Origin of the sequence: Actinomadura sp. NPDC023710 (assembly GCF_040639875.1) — a bacterium.
GTDB classification, from domain to species: domain Bacteria; phylum Actinomycetota; class Actinomycetes; order Streptosporangiales; family Streptosporangiaceae; genus Spirillospora; species Spirillospora citrea.
Map to the genome: position 1 here is coordinate 1 of NZ_JBFAGB010000111.1, position 1,103 is coordinate 1,103.

The 1,103-nt window shown below is 71.7% G+C and carries 1 protein-coding gene and 1 pseudogene; both read left to right on the top strand.

Features of this window, described 5'->3' with window-relative positions:
• Positions 1 to 60 precede the first annotated feature (60 nt).
• Positions 61 to 300 (top strand): annotated as a pseudogene (locus tag AB0H37_RS45020) (CRISPR-associated endonuclease Cas1); the annotation flags it as partial.
• A 35-nt stretch (positions 301 to 335) separates the two neighbouring features.
• Positions 336 to 938, top strand: a complete 603-nt coding sequence (gene cas1 / locus AB0H37_RS45025) for a CRISPR-associated endonuclease Cas1 (protein ID WP_360618857.1) — start codon at positions 336 to 338, stop codon at positions 936 to 938.
• Positions 939 to 1,103 lie beyond the last annotated feature (165 nt).

Consider the following 1,103-nt stretch of genomic DNA (forward strand, 5'->3'; position numbering starts at 1 on the left):
GTGGCGCTCAAGGACGGAGAACTGCGCGCCTCGGCGCCACTGACGCAGATCTCTGAAGTGGTGCTATCGGGGCAGGTGGGAATCTCCACCCAGGCGATGCACGCGTTGCTCTCCCGCGACATCCCCCTCGTCCTGCTATCAGGCACGGGACGGCCGCTAGGCAGGATGGAGCCGCCCGGCGCGGGCCATGTGCTCGCCCGCCGCCGGCAGTTGGAGCGGCACGCCATCGCCACCGATCGGGTGGAGTTGTCCCGCGCCGTGGTGGCCGGGAAGATCCGCAACCAGCATGTGCTGCTGCGGCGGCGCGCCCGGCGCGCACGCGACCCCGAGCTGGTGTGGGGTGCCGCCGCGCGACTGTCGGGCTGGAGGTCAGGGTCGCCGAGTGCGGTGACGTCGCCCAGGTCATGGGGGTGGAGGGCGGCGCGTCGGGTGTCTACTACCGTGCCTTCTCCAGTGTCCTTGACCCAGCCCTCGGCTTCGGCGGACGCGACCGGCGCAGCGCGGACGTGGTGAACGCCCTCACCAACTACTGCTCGGCGCTGCTGCGCGAGACCGTCACCTCCGGCCTGCTCGCCGCGGGCCTGGACCCGTACGTGTCGTTCCTGCACACCCCCGCGCGCGGACGCCCGACCCTGGCATTCGACCTCATGGAGGAGTGGCGACCGGTGCTGCTGGACTCCACCGTCCTGGCGCTCACGGGCTTGCGCGCGGTCACGCCAGAGGACCTGGAGGACGGCGCGGACGGACCGTGGCTGTCACCCCAGGCCCGCAGCCAGGCCGTCACCCGTTTCCACGCCCGGCTCGCCGCCCCGGCGCGCGGCTGGCCGGCACCGCCCGCACGCCGCAGCTACACCGATCAACTGCGCGCCCAATGCGTCGCGCTGCGCGCCTGGATCCTCGGCGAAACCGAAGCCTACGAACCGTTCGCCTGGAGGTGACCCAATGGCAGACCCGACCAATCGCAACTCCTGGACCGTGACGTTCGACGTCTCCTCCGAGTCCGGGCGCCGGGCGGTGAACCGGCTGCTGGCCGGATACGGCCCCCGCGTCCTGTTCACCGTCTACGAGATCGGCGCCGACGCCGCCGAACTGGACGACATCGT